The sequence below is a fragment of the Chryseobacterium paludis genome, from assembly GCF_025403485.1.
Taxonomy (GTDB): domain Bacteria; phylum Bacteroidota; class Bacteroidia; order Flavobacteriales; family Weeksellaceae; genus Chryseobacterium; species Chryseobacterium paludis.
Map to the genome: position 1 here is coordinate 135,131 of NZ_CP099966.1, position 20,025 is coordinate 155,155.

Annotated in this window: 13 protein-coding genes and 1 tRNA gene; 5 read left to right on the plus strand and 9 right to left on the minus strand. The window is 37.5% G+C overall.

What is annotated here, in order from left to right:
* Positions 1 to 34: 34 nt before the first annotated feature.
* The 3 genes from NG806_RS00600 to NG806_RS00610 form a co-directional block, all read right to left on the minus strand.
* Positions 35 to 778, minus strand: a complete 744-nt coding sequence (locus tag NG806_RS00600) for a dienelactone hydrolase family protein (RefSeq protein ID WP_261511524.1) — start codon at positions 776 to 778, stop codon at positions 35 to 37.
* A gap of 133 nt (positions 779 to 911) precedes the next feature.
* On the minus strand, positions 912 to 1,523 hold the full coding sequence (locus NG806_RS00605; RefSeq protein ID WP_214833252.1) for an HAD family hydrolase: 612 nt from the start codon (positions 1,521 to 1,523) through the stop codon (positions 912 to 914).
* A 450-nt stretch (positions 1,524 to 1,973) separates the two neighbouring features.
* Positions 1,974 to 2,408, minus strand: a complete 435-nt coding sequence (locus tag NG806_RS00610) for a type I restriction enzyme HsdR N-terminal domain-containing protein (RefSeq protein ID WP_200245366.1) — start codon at positions 2,406 to 2,408, stop codon at positions 1,974 to 1,976.
* A gap of 6 nt (positions 2,409 to 2,414) precedes the next feature.
* Between NG806_RS00610 and holA the strand changes: the two genes are divergently transcribed.
* The 5 genes from holA to NG806_RS00635 all read left to right on the plus strand — a co-directional run bounded on the left by holA (position 2,415) and on the right by NG806_RS00635 (position 7,539).
* Positions 2,415 to 3,452, plus strand: coding sequence for a DNA polymerase III subunit delta (gene holA / locus NG806_RS00615; RefSeq protein WP_261511525.1), 1,038 nt, complete (start codon positions 2,415 to 2,417; stop codon positions 3,450 to 3,452).
* A 249-nt stretch (positions 3,453 to 3,701) separates the two neighbouring features.
* A complete protein-coding gene (gene trxB, locus NG806_RS00620) occupies positions 3,702 to 4,643 on the plus strand; it encodes a thioredoxin-disulfide reductase (protein WP_261511526.1) in 942 nt (313 codons plus the stop codon).
* A 228-nt stretch (positions 4,644 to 4,871) separates the two neighbouring features.
* Positions 4,872 to 4,956 (plus strand) — tRNA-Ser (locus tag NG806_RS00625).
* Between the two features lie 271 nt (positions 4,957 to 5,227).
* Complete coding sequence (locus NG806_RS00630; protein ID WP_261511527.1) at positions 5,228 to 6,640, plus strand: site-specific integrase; 1,413 nt, start codon at positions 5,228 to 5,230, stop codon at positions 6,638 to 6,640.
* Positions 6,641 to 6,759: 119 nt separating this feature from the next.
* Positions 6,760 to 7,539: a hypothetical protein gene (locus tag NG806_RS00635; RefSeq protein WP_261511528.1), complete on the plus strand. Its 780-nt coding sequence runs from the start codon at positions 6,760 to 6,762 to the stop codon at positions 7,537 to 7,539.
* Between the two features lie 352 nt (positions 7,540 to 7,891).
* Here NG806_RS00635 and NG806_RS00640 read toward each other — a convergent pair whose 3' ends face one another.
* From NG806_RS00640 to NG806_RS00665, 6 genes are all read right to left on the minus strand, one after another.
* Entirely contained in the window at positions 7,892 to 8,563 is a 672-nt protein-coding gene (locus NG806_RS00640; RefSeq protein WP_261511529.1) for a hypothetical protein, read from the minus strand.
* A 328-nt stretch (positions 8,564 to 8,891) separates the two neighbouring features.
* Positions 8,892 to 9,185 carry a hypothetical protein gene (locus tag NG806_RS00645; RefSeq protein WP_261511530.1) on the minus strand — a complete coding sequence of 98 codons (294 nt, stop codon included), beginning with the start codon at positions 9,183 to 9,185 and terminating at the stop codon, positions 8,892 to 8,894.
* Positions 9,172 to 9,780 (minus strand): DUF4304 domain-containing protein, encoded by a 609-nt coding sequence (locus tag NG806_RS00650; protein ID WP_261511531.1) that lies wholly within the window; start codon positions 9,778 to 9,780, stop codon positions 9,172 to 9,174. The genes NG806_RS00645 and NG806_RS00650 overlap by 14 nt, the downstream gene beginning before the upstream one ends.
* A 1-nt stretch (position 9,781) precedes the next feature.
* A complete protein-coding gene (locus NG806_RS00655) occupies positions 9,782 to 14,176 on the minus strand; it encodes a DUF6443 domain-containing protein (RefSeq protein WP_261511532.1) in 4,395 nt (1,464 codons plus the stop codon).
* Positions 14,177 to 14,215: 39 nt separating this feature from the next.
* Complete coding sequence (locus NG806_RS00660) at positions 14,216 to 18,283, minus strand: DUF5977 domain-containing protein (protein ID WP_261511533.1); 4,068 nt, start codon at positions 18,281 to 18,283, stop codon at positions 14,216 to 14,218.
* A gap of 42 nt (positions 18,284 to 18,325) precedes the next feature.
* On the minus strand, positions 18,326 to 19,768 hold the full coding sequence (locus NG806_RS00665; protein WP_261511534.1) for a hypothetical protein: 1,443 nt from the start codon (positions 19,766 to 19,768) through the stop codon (positions 18,326 to 18,328).
* Between the last annotated feature and the right edge of the window lie 257 nt (positions 19,769 to 20,025).

The following is a 20,025-nucleotide window of genomic DNA, read 5'->3' on the forward strand; positions in this document are numbered from 1 at the left end:
ATTATTAAACTGGTAAATTGTTAGATTGAAGCTTTCACTTCAAAATTTCTTTCAGGAACATCAACGTATGATTCCAGGCTCTTTTTGCCATTACTTCATTATAATCAGGAGATTTTGGATCCGTGAAAGTGTGCTTAGAGTGTGCATAGGTGATAATTTGCCAGTCAGCATTTCCTTCATTCATTTCTTTGATCAGATTGTCGTAATCCTGTTGGGTTACTCCTTTGTCTTCTGCTGGATTTTCAATTAACATCTTAGGACCTATTGCTCCATTTTTTCTAGTTTGGTCCTTACCAATACTTCCATGAATGGAAACAATGCCGGCTATGGGCATATTAGATCTGGCAACTTCTAATGCTCCAGTTCCACCAAAACAGTATCCGATAACTGCTAATTTATTAGCAACAGCACCACTTTTTTTAAGTTGATCCAGTGCCAATGAAATACGCTTCTGATATTCTGCATAATTTTGTTTATAATGTCCTGAGGTTTTTCCTGCGGCATCATTATCCGCAGGGATATTTCCTTCTCCATAAATATCTGCTATAAAAGCAATATAACCTTGCTTCTCAAGTTCTATGGCTGCATTTTTAGCTTCATCATCAATTCCTTTCCATGCGGGTAATACCAATACTCCCGGAAGTTTTTTTCCGGCGTTTGAAGTTACTAGGCCATTCAGTTTTTGTGAGCCGTCCTGGTAGGAAACTGTTTTAAGGTTTTGGCTGAATAGAGCTCCAGATGTCATAAAGAGAGTTGCTAATAAGATTGAACGTATCATATTTTGTAATTTTTTAAATAAGATTTGATCCTGTCATTTCAATTGGCAATGACCTATCATATCAATAGAAATCTACATCTAAATTAATAAAAATAACTTATAATAATGATTGTCAAAATATTATTATAAGTTATTAGAACTTTAGCCCTATATCAATCAGTTCCTGTTCTAGATTAGTATCTGCATACACCTGAACAGTATGAAAGCCCAGGGTTTTTGCCATTTCTATATTTTTGGGATTATCATCAATAAAAAGGGATTCGTTAGCTTGAATGTTGTAACGCTCCAATAAAAGATGCCAGATTTTAGGGTCAGGTTTTATTAATTTTTCAGTTCCTGAAACGACGATCTTACCATCGAAAAGCTGAAAAAAGTCATAGTTTTCCAAAGCATAAGGAAAGGTTTCTTCGGACCAGTTGGTCAATCCATACAAATGATAATCTGTTTTGCTTAGTTTTCTAAGAACTTCTACATTTTGTGGGATCTCGCTTTTCAACATGACATGCCAATTGTCATAATAAGCCCTGAGTTCTCTCTCCCAATCAGGAAATTTCTGAACCTGTATATTGGTTCCTTCCATGAGACTTCTTCCCCGGTCCTGTTCTTCATTCCATTCCGATTGAGCAATGTGGGTAAGGAAATATTCCATTCTGTTATCGTCATTAAAATAATCTTTAAAAAAATATCTTGGATTCCAATCCATTAAAACGCCCCCGAAATCGAATATTATGTTTTTGATGTTCATATCAATCATTTAAATTTTATTTAACCATATTTTATCTGACCACAAAAGGAACAAAAGTTTTTTTTGGGTATTTAAAATTTGAAGTTTTTTGTTTTGAAAAATAAGGAGATCACCTAAGACGAGAATCAAAAGATTTCCAAAATGCTTATGTGTCCTTTTATTGTGACTTTAATTAAAGCACTTTAAATTTATAAAAATTTAAAGTCATATTAACTATCATATGCATTTAAAAATTGTGAACTTTAGTTAACAACAGAGCCAAAGAAGATTCTTTTTAAAATTTAGTATTTTCAAAAACTCAAATGCAGTCTTTGGGGTACATTAAAACTTTTATGACTTTTTTGGTTTATATCTATGAATAGGCAAGACTGAGATTCCAGACGCCAATTCGCTTAGATCTGAATGACAAACTTTGCGCAGGATTTTCCCTAGATAAATAATATAAACTGATTAATTATCTGCTTTATAAAATTGATACTGGTCATTCTCAAAATAAGCATTAATATGCTGCAAGCCGTTGGTTAAAATGATCTCTTTAGCGCCAATAATTGAATTGTATCTTGCGGTTTGCTCAAAAGTTTTTTCAGTCAGTTTGATCTGTGGAGCCTTACATTCGATTAAAATTTTTGGCTGTGCTTTTTCTGTAATAAGCAGGTCAATTCTTTTAGTAAGACCATTTAAAACGATCTTTTTTTCTGTAATCAATGCAGATACAGAATAGGATTTTACTGTGAGATAATAATGTATCCAATGTTGTCTTACCCACTCTTCAGGGGTAAGCAAAAGGTAAGTTTTACGAACTAAATCATAAATAAAAAACTTATCTTTGTCTTTCTTGAATTTAAAATCAAAAGTTTCCTGAAAATTCAGTTTTGGAAGTTCCATTAAAAGATGAAAGAATTAGATTTAATCCTCAAAAATATTAAAAATAAAGAAGTTTTACCGATTTATTTTTTCCACGGAGATGAACCTTATTTTATTGACGTTGCTGTAAAAGCTCTTGAACACGACTTTTTGGAAGAAGATGAAAAAGCTTTCAACCAGACCGTGACTTATGGAAAAGATACTTCTTATCAGGAAGTTCTTTCTTTGGCAAGGCAGTTTCCCATGATGGGAGATAAACAGGTGATTATTGTAAAAGAAGCTCAGGATCTAAAACTTAATGACGAAGAAAATAGAATTCTGGAAGCGTATGTTGAAAATCCGATTCCATCAACAGTTCTGGTTTTTGCCCACAAACATAAAAAGCTGGATAGCAGGAAAAAGGTGACAAAAGCTTTAGATAAGGCAAAAGCACTTTTCCTCAGTGAATCGATCAGAGAGAATAATCTTCCGAAATGGATTGCTGATGAATGTTCTAAATTAAGCATAAAAACAGCCCCAAATATTTCTCACCTTTTAGCAGAATATCTTGGAAATGATCTTTCAAGGATCGCCAATGAATTGGGTAAATTAAAAATAATCCTTAAAGAAGGAGAGCTTTTGGATGGCACGATTATCGAAAACCATATCGGAATCAGTAAGGAATATAATGTTTTCGAACTCCAAAAGGCTCTAGGAACGAAAAATGCAAATGCAGCATTTAAAATTGCCCATTTTATGGGAAAGAATCCTAAGAATAATCCTTTTGTAATGATGTTGGCGAGTTTGTATAACTATTTCTCAAATGTTATTATTTATCAGACAATGCCGGGACAGTCGCCACAGGCTATTGCTTCCCAAATGGGGATTAATCCTTACTTCATCAAAGATTACGCAGAAAGTGCAAGGTTATATCCTTTAAAACATGCTACGAGAGTGGTTTCTATTTTAAGGGAATTTGATATGAAAGGAAAAGGTTTGGGAGCGGTAAATATGAGTGAAGCAGAGTTGATCAAGGAATTGGTATATAAGATTATTAATGTCGATAAATTTAAGATGAAAGTTTAGTTTATTGTAGAGTTGGGAGGTTCGGGATGCGAGTCACGGGGAAGGAAGTGAAATGTTGTTAGTTGCAAGTTGTTTAAAAGCCGTTTCGCGATTTCAAAATGAGCCCCAATAACGGTCAGCAACGTATAAAAACAATCATTGACAGTCGACATATTGATTATTGACAAGTATCATTAAAATTCCTTTAATAAAACATTAAAAATTACGAAATTAGCAGACTTTAATTTTAATCTTTTTGAAAAGTAAATTATGGAGCAAAACATTTTAGATTGTGTAATAGTTGGATCAGGGCCTTCTGGCTTTACAGCGGCAATTTATGCGGCAAGAGCAGATCTGAAGCCTGAATTATATACAGGCTTAGAGCCAGGCGGACAATTAACAACAACAACGGAGGTTGATAACTTTCCCGGATATCCTGCTGGTATTACAGGTCCTGAAATGATGATGGATTTGCAAAAACAAGCGGAAAGATTTGATACCAAAGTTCATTATGAAATGATCACGAAAGTGGAACTTTCTAAAGAAAAGGGTGGTGTTCACAAATTATTTGCCGGAAATAAAGAGATCCTTGCTAAAACCGTGATTATTTCTACAGGAGCTACAGCTAAGTATTTAGGTCTTGATGACGAAAAAAAATATAATGGAGGTGGAGTTTCTGCATGTGCTACTTGTGATGGATTTTTCTACAGAGGAAAAGATGTAGTAGTAGTAGGAGCCGGTGATACTGCGGCGGAAGAAGCAACTTACCTTGCAAAATTGGTTAATAAAGTGACGATGTTGGTGAGAAAGGATGTTTTCAGAGCTTCAAAAGCGATGATCCACAGAGTAGAAAATACACCAAACATTGAAGTGAAATTCAACCACGAATTAATAGGAATAGAAGGGGAGAATAATCTTGTTGAAAGAGCGGTTGTTATTGATAACCAAACTCAGGAAAAATCTACGGTTGATGTTCATGGAATTTTTATCGCTATTGGTCACAAACCGAATACTGATATTTTTGTAGGACAAATTGACTTGGATGAAAACGGATATATCTTAACAGAAAAAGGATCTACAAGAACAAACTTACCTGGAGTTTTTGCTGCTGGTGATGTTCAGGATCATATTTACAGACAAGCAATTACAGCTGCTGGAAGTGGATGTATGGCGGCAATGGATGCTGAAAAGTATCTTGCTGAGTTACATTAATACTTATTTTTATATAATATACAATAAACGCATCATTGATTTGATGCGTTTATTGTATATCTGATTTTCTCAAATTTTGTTGATCAGTAAGTAGATTACAGAAAATAATTAAGTTGATTTTTAGTGGATTATTTCAATTTGCTAAAATTTATCTAATAATTATTTTGTCAGAATTAAAAAACATTCTATATTTGCACCACTGAAAACGACAGTATAACTGGAGTTTAAGGAGAGATGGCAGAGTGGTCGATTGCGATAGTCTTGAAAACTATTGACTGTAACAGGTCCGGGGGTTCGAATCCCTCTCTCTCCGCTATAAGTGAAAGCATACACTAACAAATGCTTAAAAGAGCTAATAAAGCCTGCAATTTTAAAAAATTGCAGGCTTTATTTTTTTTGAGGAAATCCCAAAATTTGCAAAAAGCCTCATAATCTATGTGGCAATATCGTGGCACTTTTAGGTTATGAAAAAAAGTGCCACAGATTAGTACTTAATATGTTGATAATCAACATGTATTGCAGGCGTACGACTTGATTTGAAGAAGCATTATTTCGAAATTTATTAATACTAAAATTTTCGAATTATGCTAGAGATTAGTTATGGGCTAACATTCTTTTTAAAAAGCCCGAAAAGTAAATCTGAACTATTCAGATATGTTTATGTGAGAATTACCGTTGATGGAGTTCCTAAGGAAACCTCAACGAAGCGCAAATGGGATATGCGCAGATGGGATCAGAATTTAGAAAGAGCTATTGGTACGAAAGAAGATGCTAGGTCGCTCAATTTCTTTTTAGATTCCCTACAATTAAAAGTTGATAATTTCAAAACTGAGTTAGTCAATACAGGAAAAACAATTATTGCTGCTCGGATTATTGAATTTATAAAAGGAAACGAACCTTCAAAAGCTAAAGTACTTGAAGAATTTCAGACGCATAATGATGAGTTGCAGGCGTTAGTTGAAAAGAAAGAGTTTGCAAAGGGAACTCATACCCGTTATGTGACTGCACGTTCTCATGTGCAGGAATTTATTTTTTTTAAATATAAAAGAGATGATCTTGAATTTCGTGAATTGAATTATGAATTTGTCACTGACTATATGTTTTATCTGAAAACAGTCAGGAACTGTTCCAATAATACAAGTTTGAAATACATATCAAATTTTAAAAAGATAGTGCTCCGTGCGATTGCAAAGGAACTTATTCTACAAGATCCATTTAAATTGTTTAAAAGCAAAAAGACGAAGATTAAAAAGAAACCTTTGACTAGGGTGGAATTACAAGCACTAGAAAATAAAGAGTTTCAGAGCGATAGACTTTCCACTATTCGGGATATATTTGTTTTTCAATGTTATACCGGTCTAGCCTATATTGATGCCTATCAATTAAAAAAAACGGATATTAAGGAAGGGAATGATGGCAGATTGTGGATTATGAGCAGTCGACAAAAATCAAAATCCAATACGGACATACCCCTTCTTCCCAAAGCATTAGAAATTTTGAATAAATATAAGGATAATCCTCTGTGTATATCAAGAGGTTCAATACTCCCAGTGAAATCCAATCAAAAGATGAACGAGTATCTTAAAGAAATAGCAACGTTGTGTGGGATCAATACATCTCTTAATACACACAAAGCAAGACGAACATTTGCCAGTACGATAACTCTTAATAACGGTGTACCAATAAATGTTGTTAAAGAAATGCTGGGGCACCACTCTGTAAAACAGACTGAAGACTATGCTATTACTGAACAGGAAACGATAAGCCGGGAAATGATAGAATTAAACGAAAGATTGTCAGGTTCAGAATCTTCACAAATTGAGAATGAGGAAGATATTGCAAGACTATTAAAGCACCTTAATAAAGAGTTTGTGAATCTAAAATTAGCGCAACATACAAGCGAACGAAACGTTTTTAAAATTAGGCTGGCCCAATTTGAGGCGAGTTTTAAGAAATTTAAGGCAGATATCAGCAAAGTTGTAAAAGCCACTATTTGAACTTATTGCTATAGAAATAAAGTTAACGCTATATCTGAATCAGTAAAATAATTGATTTCATTCATTCGGTGTAGGTATTAAAAAACTTTTCATAAATTACCTAAAATAATGTAAATACAATGCAAACAAGGCATCTACTTGGGGTTACATTTGTGAAAAGTATAGATAAATTTAAACCGATCCTCATTAAACAATATGCGGAGCTAAAGGGGAGAGAAGTTCCTGAACTTGAGCCAATTTTCTCAGAGAAGGATTGCAGGCATTATTATATTACAGAATCAGTAATAAAGGACTGTAAAAAAATAAAAGTTGAGGAGCCATTTGATTTAAACTGGCTTAACCACAAACTTGATGAAAATGTAAAACAATGGTCATTCGGAGAACGGTTTATTCGTTTTTTGAAAAAAGATAATAGGATAATTGCAATCTATAGCAAATTTCAAGATATTGAAGAACCTTTCAAACTCAGAGCTGGGGAACGAGGCATTAACTACGTCGTATTTGATTTTGATTTAGCAAATAAGGAGGTGGATGTCACGGAGGGTAATTCTAAATTGCCAATTGCAGATGAAGGTCGTTTGTTATTCTATCAATTATTGACTTTTATTTTATTAGCAGCTGTTGATATATATATTGTTCCTCCAGGCCAAAAGCATGGAACTAGAAAATCACCGGAAAGGTTGTTGAATGAGGAGGACTTCCCATTTACAATTATTAATAGTAACTGGAATAAAATAAGTATTAACATAGAAGGATTTATTGTAAGTGGGAATTCTGGTTTAGGCTTTCCTCGTAAACAAGCATGTGGCCCAGGATGGAAAGACCGAAAATTAATTTGGATTGAACCATTCAACAAATCCGGTTATGTATTAGGAGCAAAGGGAAATAATGAATTGTGAGATTAACTAAAATTACGTCTTTCAAAATGTATAAGATCAAATGTTGGCTTTTACAGATAATTGAATTTTTTGATTCTTTGAAACGTAAGAATTTCTGTTGATTAAGATTATGCAATAGATTCAATGTTTTCTGAATCGATTAGTTTTTAGCATTTGTAACTCAATATTAAGAGCTTCTGGATCTTTAATTTTACCAGAAGCTCTTATGCAATTTTTGAGTAATAAACCAGTGGTGAAACGCTGTACTTATCCTTTTTTCGACTTGATCACCCGCCGCATTTGTTGTCCGTCTTCTTTCTAAGCTTTCTGTTCTAATTCATTTTAAACATACTATAGATCAAAAATCAGAATCTTATTCAATAAGATTTGAAAAAGGAAGCTTTTCCAACTTTTTATCATTTCGATTGACATCTATTGCCTCCAAAAACTCATTCCTATTCTTAATTCTATCTCTTAAGGATGCCAACCATAGATAAACATCTCGACCAGCCAATTTAAAATGATTTTCATCCCACTCATGTTCCGCAATTTTATTTAATAGATCCTTTGCCCCAAATTTATTTACATACAACAAAACATTGAAAAGATTCTCTTGCAATGCAGCATATAAAAATGAGCCAGGGGCGTGGCTTAAGGGTGGTCTTTTTGAAACAATATCAACAAGGTTAAGTATTGTTTCAGTTTTTACGTCCCCTTGCAACGGTATTAATATTTGATTTTTTATGTTTGAAACTGCTACGGGGATCAAGTTAGGATCATATGTTAAATCATATTGAAATCCTTTTTCATCAAGAAATTCATAAAGCAGTAATGGGCCAACAAGGCTAGCTTTTAAATCATTCCCATTCCTATTAGGCCATAGACCATAAAGTACAAAATAGGGTCTATAATGATCACTCATGGGTAATTTCTTCAATTCAATTCCTACTAAAAGAGGCCCAATAATTTTGTAAAATTTATTCTTTTCATGAGTTGATAAATCGGGAAAAGCTTTTTGCCACTCTTCAACTATATGTTTTGCCACAAAAAAAATTAAGCAATTTTAAAAAAAATATAAGTGCTGTCGGATATAATATACAGCTATGCCATTAAGTATATAATAAATTCTCTGATACCCAGGTTAGTTGCTCAGTGCCGGTTAAATTTTTTTCAATAAGTAGCTTAACCCTTTCTGACATTAAAGGCCAGGCTAGGCTATTGGGCTGATAATCCAACCAGATTGGATTGAACCCACATAAATCAACAGATTTAATTAATTCATCCTCTCCATCACACAGCCTTACCAAAGTTTCTTTATCAGGGAATTTTATAGAATTTAATATATGACTAAACTGTTATTTGTAATAGTGCACTTATACTCGAATAAATAGAGAAATTGCGCCCTCATAATTCAGTTCTAAGCTATTTCCATTTAACTTGAAAACAGTGGTTTCTTTATTAGGCATTGAAGGCTGATTTGTTATTAGCTGATTTCCTACTATTTCATAAGTCATAAATATTACCTGTAACCTTCCATCCTCGTTAATATTGTAAATTAGATCACCGTTGGGCTTAAACTCTATGGAAGCTCCGCTTCCATAGAGTTGTTGTGTTTCAAGGTCATTCGGATCTGCCAACCAAGTACCGACCAATTCATTTTGTAGCATATAAATTGTTTAGTTGTGTCAAGTGAACATTTGCAAGATATTCACAACGATTATTTTTAGTATAATTAATTAGATCCAAAACTTTTGAATCAAAAGAATCTTTTTTATAATATTTTAATAGGACGGTTAAATTTATTAGTCGTTTTAATTCCTCTGGGCCTGATGTTTCTTTTTTTAACCAATTTTCTTCGAGAGCACTATCAGATAGGTGCAATTCTATTTTAGGAACAGCTAACTTCAGAATGTGATCTTTAATCTCCAGATACAATACTTCCAAATCAATATTGTCATCAATTTCCCACCAATAATCTCTTTTGCCAGGCATTAAATCTCCTATTCTAAGAGTCCAGTGGGAATCTTCAAATGGAGGCCTTTTCGTTAAGTCATCCTCATTAAATGCTCTAATTACTGTTGATGAAACACCTAAGTTTATTGTAAAACTTGTTTTGTTCGATTGATTATTTACGCTACGTTGAAAATATAATAATCCCCAATTATTATATTGGGAAAAATAGAACGTATTAGCCTTTTTTGACCATCCCTTTAATTTTAATTCCTTTCCAATTCGCGATATTAATTCTTGAAACTTATCCATTTTACCAATTTAAGGGTTTTCTAACAACATTTACTCTATACCTTTCAGCGAACCATAGCCAAATGTCTTTTGCCCTCTGTGCCGCACGGTACCTCGCATTCATGCTGGCTTTTGCTTCAATCCCTCCAAGATTTCTACCGCCAGATTCGATAGGTGCTGTCCATACATCAATATCGAGGTATCTTCTTCCAAAAGGTGTCTTCTTGTAAACTTCTTTATAAACAGTTTTTCCCTCAGCTTCTAAGGCCTGAGCCAATTCATCTCTAAAAACATTTCCTGCTGTTCTATTGGCTTGAACTCCTCTGGATGCAAAAGAACTAGTTAAACCTGTTGTCTCTGCAGCGGTTTGTCCTACTGCTTTGCCGCCATTTCTAGCCATTCTAAAAATCGTTGAAACAGAGAGTTTTCTTACAACGCCACTAGTCAACAATCCTTCCAACCCCATCGTTGTTACTGTTGTCACAACAGGTTCTACGTAGTCTGTAACAAATATAAAGGTTTTCCTATTGACAGCGATACCATCTCTAAATGCCTGTGGAGTGGTATTATATGCCTCAAAATTACGTATAGGGAACCCATTATTAAGCTCGAAATTCTGGTCATCCGGCATTGTCATAGGTTCTGCCTGGAGACTAGGTAAGGTTTGCAAATCTATACGCTGGGACCCAAGATTTTGCCTATTTACGTAACTTGCTATTTGATTAAAACCATTGGTAGCAAAGCTTCTGATTGCGCCATCAGCAAACCCTTTAGCAAGATTCTTCGCAACAGCTCTACCGGTTTCCGGCACGATATAGGTATATGTCCATCCAACACCATCAATAAATACTTTGATCGGATCATCCCCTAAAGGATCATTAAAATATATTGGATTATTAAAACTGCTACTGTACGGACTTATACCGGGATATGTCTCCGCCGCCGGGTCCATTTGCCACCATCTTCCTGTTTGCGGATCAAGGGTACGGTATTCTGCATCATATTGGTTTAAACCAAGCTCAGTAGTTTGCTCTATGCCATTGTAATTGTTTTTATTTTCAGCGTATGGGTTTTTTAGTGCTTTCGAACTAATCCCTGCCATGGTCAGTCCAAAGGGATAGTAATGTGTTTCCTCTAATAATGGTCCGCTATTGTGGGCGACCACTATATTATCGAAAAACACATCTTGGATACTCTCATTGCTCGTATAAACATAGATGAATCCATCCTTTTTTATCACCATCCTGTCAGTGGCTAAAGTCTGTAATTGATCAGGGCTTCCCTGTACCTGCCTTACGCCACTATTTTCATCTACCATATTAAGCAGGTCATCAAATAGCACATAATTCAAATAGGCCTTGGGCTTAGCTGTTTGGTTCTGATTTGGATCTTTATCCCTTATCGCTTGATAATTTGCTGCCGAAAAGTTGGTTGCAAGTGGGGAGCCCGGTCCTGTGCCATTACCATGAACTCCTTCGGATGGCATTGAGCCTGATGCAAAAGCCTGTAGTAGCGCAGCCAGCATATTGGCTGGAGTAGTGCTAGAAGTACTAGCGGCAGCTGATTTGTAAAATGCCTTAGCGCCAAGTTGAATCGTATCGCCTGCCATTACCCGTAAAACAATAGAAGGACCAATTTTTTGGGTGCCTGCGCTTGCGTTTAATTTTGAAACATAATCGTTCGGAGAAGTGGTGCCATCAGCCGGATACCCAACAGGCTTTGCACTTCTGGTATTATCAATATTAGAAAATAAAGCATTTTCTTTAGCGGAACTGGCCGTTTCCATAGTGGCAGCATAAGAAGCCAAATTGGTTTCTTCGGTTAGAATGGATCTTGTATTATCCAGATGATCAGAAATAAAATAGTCATATACTAAAGCCACCGGCTTACCGGTAGCATAGGTAGCTCTCACTCTCCCTTCATCATGGGAAAAATACAATAAGCTATCATTTTGATATACGAAACCATCAATATAGTCCATTGTCTTGACCACCACCGTGGAGCCTGATACGTCGGTTACTTTTTTACGAAGTCGGTTACCAAGGGCATCGTATGCATACTCAATATATCCTTTACCTAATACAGTGAGGCTGTCCGGCAGATTCAAAAAATTGTACGGCTTAGGACTTAAAAGCCGGTTCATGTCAAGCGTTAAATTGCCAGAGGAGTCGTAGGCATAATCCTGGGATTCATTATTATTGATTTCTTTAAAGTCGCCCAATTTGCTTTGCGGGTCATTATTTTTATCTGTGACAAAGAATACTTTATTGGTATTTGGGATGTATCCATATTTTAGGCTGTCTATAGTGGCAATAGAAAGCCCTTTCATTCCCTTTTGCACCATGCTTTGAATATTACCATTGGCGTCATATCCAAGGCCACTTACAGAAAAGTCAACTTTATCAGTAGTCCAGGCTGTAGCTCCCGCGTTTTGTTGTGAAAAGTCGGCCTTTAGTATCCTGTTGGTGCTGTCATAACTGTAGCCATAGGCCCTGGCAATGCCATCGCCTCTGCTTTTCCATTTTGTACCTGCAATGCCACCGTCGTATTGATTGGCAGTGAAACCATAATCGTATGCCAGTTCCTCTCCAAACCAATTGGTGCTGCTACCGGCTGTATTCACAAAATCTTTGTTTATGGCCTTTAGCCAGCCCTGAATAGTAAAATCATAATTGAGCGTTTCCCTGGCAATGTTATTGATAATCCCTAATCTTCTGGTTTTAAGCCTACCACCCTCATCATAGCTATAACTGCCCACTGTCCGTTTGGTGGCGGCTACGTCATTAAGAAGTATACTAGTTTCCGTTATTTTTCCCGAAGCATTAAACAATGTTTGCGTTAGAATGGTGGTCTGTGGGGTAATGGTACTTCGTGGATTGGTATGCCTAAGATAGGTGCTGAGCAACTTGCCGCTGAAGTCATAAAGGTAAGTCGTTACCGCTTTGCCGCCAGCAATATTGTCAGAAATCGTTTGTATAACTCTGCCTTTATCATTATAATAAATAGTGGCTGCAAGCCATTGATTTGTCCCTAAAACACGGATTCGGGCGCCGGTTACTTTTCCGCTCAACCGATGGCTGATAGAGATATTCGCCTCCGGATAAGGATTGGAGCCACTTTGGGGCTTTCCGAAATCAGATGTTACGGGTACCTGTGCTCCCTGAAATGAATAGTTATCGTCATAAAAAGTAAATACAAGGTCCGTCAGGTTGGCCCCAGTTATAAATGGAAAAGTTCCGATTGGAGCGACGTCTACCTGAGCCTGTAACGCACTTCTAGTCGAAGCTGAGGCATACAGAGAGGTTTTTACGGGCCTATCGAGTCCATCATAATAGGTGATCAGCCATTGTTGCTTGGCTTTCAAATTTCCATCACGCGATAGTACTGGACGGTCCCTTGTATCATAAATGGTTTCCGTTGAATCAGCACCTGGAAGCTTAGCAACAATATTTCTTCCACGGGCATCATAGCGGTACATTATACACAAACCTGATAAAATGCTGGAAATATTCCATGTTGGCATTATCTTTTCAACTGCCAATGGTGGGATTATAACCCTTAATTTTCCAAAGTCGTCATAAACGAAGTAGGTACATAACCACCCCAGGTGGGCTGTTCCTGGAATAGCGGCACTTTGAGATTTTTTTAAAATCAGCTTGCCGCTCTTATCGAAATAATCAACAAGCTGTGTTCCCGTCTGATCTTTATATTGTCGCTCAGATAGCTCTCCGGCAGGATAAATACGGGTGGTTGTAGGAATACCACTTGCATTAAGGGTCCATACCCTTACGGAGTCCGAAACGGTATTGGAAAATGAGTATTGTTGTTGAGACCTGGCAGCTCCTTCTTTGGACCAGGTATTTCCAGGCCCAAAGGATTTTATTGGAACAGAGGAAGGAGCCAGCTCAAATTCTGTGGCCCCATAGAAGATACTTTCTCCTTTACTGGAGGGGCTTAAAACATTATCCTTGTAAAAAACATTCTGACCGGCAAAAGGGTCGTTTTTAAATTTCCCATCACTAACATTGCCCGTTGTTTGAACATAAGGTAGATAAGTGTATTTACTTCTTCCAAATTGGTCATAAACGTTAGGAACAACAATGTCTTTGCCGCTGGTGCTAAGCCCTTTTGCTACAGACTGTAGCGGCCTTAAAAGACCATCAGCGTAGTCGGTCATTTGTAGTACTTCGGATAGCGATCTCGTAGTCGCCGTAACTGTGGCCGGATCAGTAGTCGGCATGGAAGGAATCCAAGTCCTGACATAACTTTTAATAGGATTTTGATAAGCAGTCGGGATGGGGATAGCTACGGCATTTGGCTGTGTGCCTGCGGCAGGTTTGACCTGACTTTTAACATTAAGTATTAGTGTAAGGCAGTACAGAATACTATAAATTCTTTTTATGAATATCGAAGTCATAAAAATGGATTAAAAATGATTTAATTTTTTGGTTTACTATTACGGGCAGTTAACAAATCCGCCTAATATTTTGGGACTATGCGAACCATCAGAGAACCTGTACCAATATCCACTTCGACATTTTCCACCTGCAACTGGCTCAATAAAGTCTTCATAAGTACCAAGCTCGCAGACACCATTGATAACCGCATGGTCATTGCCCGTGCAATCACAGGCATTTTGCTGATTGGCGTACGCTTGTCCGTTCTTTTGAATATCTGATAGCGCCTTGGCATCAGCTGTTCGCTGATCATCGGAAGTATAAGTACCTGCCGGAACGGTGTATACCACAGGATGAGGCGTAAATCCTGACGAACAATTTGTCGGTAGAAAGGATTGGGAAACCAGTACATTGCCAAATACCGAACCACCGCAGTTTTCTATCTCACCTGCATAGTTGTAGCAAATCCTGCGGAGGATATTGCGGTCTTGATCCCTGACGATACTTATATGACCCAAGGGATCATATTCGTAAATCGTCGTATTACCATTCTGGTCCGATTCTGAGGTAAGTCCAATTAGAGGATCGTAGGTTCTGGTACTAATAATCGCGTCTGTAGGATAAACCCTTATCTCATCTATACCAGTTCCATCGGAGAGCACCATATTATTGGTGTATGGCTTTGAGTTGTAAATCCATTTACCGGAGGAAAGGTAACGGTAGTCTACCTTATAGCTTCTTGCATTAGGCATTGTAAATGGAACTGTGTAATCTCCCAAAAGATACTTCTTACCTGTGAATGGATTATCCGTAGCAGCGGCTACGTTTTCTTCAAATCCTTCATAGAAAATTTCGGAGGTAAATGAAGAAGATGGATCGGTACAATAGGAATAATTAAGTGTTGTTGTTTGGCCAGCGGCAAAATTATACCATGTGAAATTATTAACAGTAAGTGTATAAGTTCCGGCCGGCAGATCCCCAAACACAACGGTGCGGGGATACAATTGTTTTAGATCGTCCCAAGCGTCGGTAATGTTATCCGATATTCCAACATTACAAAGGGTACCTGATTTGGTGGTTAATGGATTTCCACCACTAAGTGTAAACCTACAGGAGCGGGCCTCCCCATTATACTTATTGCCAACCACAGCGTTTAGTTGGATACAGATGGTACCTGCCTGAGCTAAGGTTATAGAGACTGTTTTTGTTTCATTGCCATTAGCATTAATGCTACCATTATTGACTGTTCCCAGAGTTAGGCTTTTTTCGGTATGAGCCATATGAGCATTTTGAATTGCCGCAACGACATACTCTTTATTATATCCCCACTGATAACCACCTTCAGCTGCATTAGGACTGGAAACATGCAAAAGTTTGCTATTGCCGTCAAAGCTGAAGCTTTGCTGGGCCTTTACGTATGTGGGTAAACGATTCAAAACATTGGCATTAAAGCTTCCTGCTACGGAAAGGGGAATTGGACTATCGTTTTGAAAACTCAGGTTATGAATGCCTTTAATATCCCCATTGGCTAAAAATCGAAAATCAGTAATGCTTGCATCTGTCAGCCGCCGGCCTGAGCTGTTTAAAAGCCACGTTTCCTGAGCAATTGGAATGTTCACCATATTGGCATCCCTCATAACTTTGACGGCAATGGAATTCGTCGGATTATAATCATCCTGGTAATAAATACGTTTTTGAACCGTATCCCCGGTGCTGTTAACAGCACTTATTTGAATTGGATTAAAAGTGGATGAATCATAATTATAACTAGTAACAGATTGCACAAAAGCGCCTGTCGTGTCATATTTTTTTTCTGTTGACGTATTTATCAAAGCCCTACCGATTTTAGCTACATAGCCGTCACCCATCATCCTTGATCCGGAACCGTAATAACTGCTAAACAGGTTTTCTGGACAGACAAGCATTTGAGTCGCCTTCCATTTAATATTACCTTTGCCGGGGCCATCATCTCCCGTAACTAAACTATAGTTATTGACTATCTCAGACACCGGTTTATTGGATTGGGACAATTCTACTTTGCGTTTGAGCAAACCATATTCCCAAGGCAGACATCTTGGAATGGCACTGAAAGGAGGTTGCTGAACGGGAACAAAAAGTGGAAAATCGTCTGGCGAAGTAAATTCATAAACTATTTTGCCGATGTTATCCGTAGCAGCGCCTTCAAAGACCTCAACCCGTTTATACATGTGCGGAAGTTCATTGGCTTTTGCAGGGTGAGCACTGAATTTCTGATAGGAGGTAACCGTCATTACCTTTGTCGATGGGGGTGGGGTAAATAAATCAATAATGATGGTGATGGCAATTCCGGCAAACATGTTCCATGCAAATGATCCCGAAATGGAGGTAAAGCTTGTCAGTTGATTGCTTATGATGTCATTCATGGTGGTAGTAGCAACACTATAGCTTAAACTTCCTACAGTACCCGGATATTGCGATGGCGGTATAACATAATAAGTGCTCAGTGAATCATCATAGCGTGGAGCTTCATAACCCCATCCGGAACTACCACCGTCAGTTTTGACATACCGGTAATCGCGGATCATTTTCTTACTGGTATCGACCATGTCAATAAGCGTCGTCCTTTTAACTCTTACCCCACCACTCAGAACAGATGAAACTCCGAATAGAGCAGTGTTATTTTCATACTCATACAACAATTTTCCACCACCTGGATAAATAATTTGTTTTAACAGACCAATAGATGGTATGTCATATGAGGACGGCCTTCTATTTATATCAGAGACCAGTGCCTTTACACTCGAATAAGTATGGGAAACGTTTGAGAAGTCACCAAAATTGGTATCGCCATTAAAGTATCCCCAATAATCCTGTCCGCCTAAAACGCGTGCGGGCATGGTGGCAGGCGTTACTGAACTTTTGTAGAGATAAGAAAATTCATATGGTGGTTCCGTCATTTTAAATAGCCCCATTTTTTGAACAGATTTCAAACAGAGCCTGGCATAAGGAAGTTCTGCTGCATTAAATGAGTAGTTAAAAGCGCGTACTGAATCTTTAAAGTAATACTGATAATTGAACTGGTAGCCCGATGTCTGTATCCCTTCCCGAAGGACTTGTAATTGAGCCAGAGCTCTTTCACCTGGTAGATCGACCAACTCCGAATCAGAATAAACCAGTTTCACTTCTGTTTTGGCACCTGGAAGATTAATAGCGGTAAGTCTCTTTTTGGTGCCTGCGAATTTTGACTGGATAAATTGAAGAGCAGCCTGATCGACCCCATCTACTCTGGTGGTCGAGTAAATCCCTTCATTGCTCTGGAGGTATTCCACGTTATAGTCCGAATAAGTAAAAGTTATTTTACTGCCGCTAAACGGATCTGATATTTCAGTCAGCACCCAGCTATTAATCACTGAATAGCTGCTGGTTTTATACCGTTGAGTAATGAGTGCCCTTGTACCGTCCATTAACTTATTACCGTTCTCATAGGTGATAATGTTTGAGATTTCACCGGGATCGAATTTGTACCGGACTCCATTCTCATCAGTTATGATAAAACTTTTTATCCGTGTGACGATATGGTCAGGAACTAAGTTTTTTTCAATTTTTTCAATCCGTAGCTTTGTTTTGTCTAACGGATATATTTCGCCCTCCCGGTTTATCACAAAGCTGCCGGATCGTCCTCCAAACTGAAAGATGAAATTATCCTGTTCTCCATCTGCCAGGACCGTTGAGTCAGGCTTGTAGTAGTGTGGGTCTGTACCGTTGGGCAAAAGAGGTAGGTAGGCTCCCTTCAAGGGGGCTGGTGACAGTGTAGAAAGCCCAGAAGTAATGTGGCCGGTTCCGATCCTGTCACCATCATATATACCTCCTGTTTGGTCATCTGGGAGTCCATTAGCTCTTCTGGTGATAACTCCTCCAGATATCAGTTCCCAGCCAAGCCCAACTGTAGTAGGAGTTTGATTGACCCTGATCCCATTTCCTCCCGAGTAATTTAGTGTGATGTCGCAGGAAAGTCTTGACGCGTCATCGAAATGAAATAAAGAAATATTGAATAACGGTCTACCGGTTTGCAGTTCTACCTGGGAAAAAGCAGGCGCAATATAGACCAGATAGAATAAAGTAAATAAGGGATAACATTTTTTCAACATAACATGTAGATTAATTTTTTATGGTAATTGATTTATTGGCACTCAGAAATTGTAACCTACTCGGAATTTTATAGGATCAGTGTGAGGGTAATGCTGATTGTATAAAAAATCGAATAGTATCATCGCATTTCCTTTGAGCCTACTGTTTATCTTATATTTTTTACTTACACCGACTAGTCCACTCTGCGTCCATTTCTGCATGACTCTACTTGCTAAAATGACGTAATTTGTCGGCACCCATTCGTAGTTAGGTTGGTAATTCTGTTCATAGCCTCCATTCAAGAAAATTGTTCCTTTTATTTTCCAATCCATAAAGGACCGTATGCCCATACCTTGATTGGAAAATTGGATGTTATTAAATCCTGTACCCATGCCCAGTTTATAAGAGAGGCCAAGACCTGCACTACCATTTTTATGAAATTTGTAGGCAACCTGCCCGGCTAAATCACTAGTAGTCGGAAAGAATTTGTTACTGCGTTGAAACTGGATATTACTTCCAAACTCCAAGCGTTGCAGGAAACTTTTTGTTTTCATTTCCTTAGGCTTAAAGTCAGGCATATCACCGGTATTGTCCAGGTTTGGGAATTTACATTTTAGCTCATCAAATTTGCTTCTTGCTTCCGACATTTGCTGGCTCAAAGCAGCACCAGCATTAGGGCCACTACCGAGGCGTTGTTGGATGAGTTGCTCCACCTGATTACGGGTTTGCAGGCCTTCTAGGCTTTGAGCTGAAGCGCCGTTTCCCTGAATATTAAAAAGACTAGCCAGCTGGGAGTGCTTTTGCATAAACTCATTAAAGGCAGGTATTTTCTTCATTAATTCCATTGCCTTTTGCTCTGCCTTCTTTTTATCTTTAAATATTTCTTTGTATTCTTTAAGTTGCTGAGTATAGTAGTAGGCTTCTTTATTCATTTTTTGTAAGTCCTTAGAAAACCCAGTATACTGGCTTAACTGATCTTTGAGCATTTGTTTACGCTCCCGGATATAGGCCTTTATCTGCTCTGTCAAAGCAAGTTTATCTTTCAAGTCATCAATTGATTTTAATGATCCATTTAATTTATCGGTGATGCCTTTGGATTGCTCCAGGATTCCTTTCGTTTGTTTTAGAAAGACAATAGAGTTGCTAAGACTATCCACATAGAGGTCTCCACTAGCTTGTGACAAGGCGCTGGAGTATTTAACCACCTTCCCTTTCATGCGTGATTTTAAGCTCCCCAGCGAATCAATGGAATGTGTAAAAAGATTATTCGCTTTCAAGGAATCGATTTTGCCCAACTTGCGTTTCAGCTTTTGCTCCTGCTTTATAAAGCGGCTAAGAACCTCTTCACTCTGTTTGGAAATCCGTCGATCCATTTTGTCGGTTTTCTGTTTTACCTGAGAAAAATAATTCTTAGATATTTGGTTGTGGGCAATCGATGTGGAATCTTGTGAGATCGCACGACCAGATACCAATAATAGGTATATGGATATAATGACTGTTTTCATAAAACGGCCTTTAAATAAGTGGGAATTAAGCTAATTGGAAGAATATTTCCTTACATCTAATAGGATTTAGACCTATTAAGCAAAGACATGAGTTAACATGGGAGATAATTAATAAGGCCACATAGAGACATGATTTTATTTTTGTTAAAATGACATTATGTCTAAAATCTAATTGCCAATGCTGTTGTTATTCAAATGAGCTTTTGGTGTAATTAAGTAAAATGAAAACAGGTGATTAAGAGGGAATACTATTTGAC

Bases quoted from the DNA above. Each gene is read 5' to 3' on its own strand.
- NG806_RS00600 (WP_261511524.1), bottom strand. From the start codon at position 778: ATGATACGTTCAATCTTATTAGCAACTCTCTTTATGACATCTGGAGCT.
- NG806_RS00605 (WP_214833252.1), bottom strand. From the start codon at position 1,523: ATGAACATCAAAAACATAATATTCGATTTCGGGGGCGTTTTAATGGAT.
- NG806_RS00610 (WP_200245366.1), bottom strand. From the start codon at position 2,408: ATGGAACTTCCAAAACTGAATTTTCAGGAAACTTTTGATTTTAAATTC.
- holA (WP_261511525.1), top strand. From the start codon at position 2,415: ATGAAAGAATTAGATTTAATCCTCAAAAATATTAAAAATAAAGAAGTT.
- trxB (WP_261511526.1), top strand. From the start codon at position 3,702: ATGGAGCAAAACATTTTAGATTGTGTAATAGTTGGATCAGGGCCTTCT.
- NG806_RS00630 (WP_261511527.1), top strand. From the start codon at position 5,228: ATGCTAGAGATTAGTTATGGGCTAACATTCTTTTTAAAAAGCCCGAAA.
- NG806_RS00635 (WP_261511528.1), top strand. From the start codon at position 6,760: ATGCAAACAAGGCATCTACTTGGGGTTACATTTGTGAAAAGTATAGAT.
- NG806_RS00645 (WP_261511530.1), bottom strand. From the start codon at position 9,185: ATGCTACAAAATGAATTGGTCGGTACTTGGTTGGCAGATCCGAATGAC.
- NG806_RS00650 (WP_261511531.1), bottom strand. From the start codon at position 9,780: ATGGATAAGTTTCAAGAATTAATATCGCGAATTGGAAAGGAATTAAAA.
- NG806_RS00655 (WP_261511532.1), bottom strand. From the start codon at position 14,176: ATGACTTCGATATTCATAAAAAGAATTTATAGTATTCTGTACTGCCTT.
- NG806_RS00660 (WP_261511533.1), bottom strand. From the start codon at position 18,283: ATGTTGAAAAAATGTTATCCCTTATTTACTTTATTCTATCTGGTCTAT.
- NG806_RS00665 (WP_261511534.1), bottom strand. From the start codon at position 19,768: ATGAAAACAGTCATTATATCCATATACCTATTATTGGTATCTGGTCGT.